This is a genomic window from Rhodococcus sp. KBW08, from assembly GCF_003852455.1.
In the GTDB taxonomy this organism is placed as follows: Bacteria; Actinomycetota; Actinomycetes; order Mycobacteriales; family Mycobacteriaceae; genus Rhodococcus_F; species Rhodococcus_F baikonurensis.
Window position 1 is genome coordinate 1 of the sequence record NZ_QAJJ01000064.1, and the last position, 279, is coordinate 279.

A 279-nucleotide genomic window follows, 5' to 3' on the forward strand; every position below is an offset into this window, starting at 1 on the left:
CGGTCGCCGGTGCCACAACAGGTGACGGCTCAACACCTGGCCCTGCCGTGGACGACGATCCCGGCATGCTGGATCTCGACACTCCCGATCCCGGCAAACAAGATCTCGATGTCGGCCACATGCCCTGGATGGGACCACTGAGCATCGGCCGCACCCGCATGATCGCCTGCGACTGCATGCTCGGCGCCGTCCTCCTCGACGAAAACGGTGCCCCACTCGACGTCACCCCACTCAAAAGGCTTGTCACCGCGGCACAACGAACCGCCCTGATCGCCCGCG

At 65.6% G+C, this 279-nt stretch carries 1 pseudogene; it reads left to right on the top strand.

Annotated features, from left to right (window positions below):
* A pseudogene (locus DBV08_RS33115) lies at positions 1-279 on the top strand (HNH endonuclease); the annotation flags it as partial.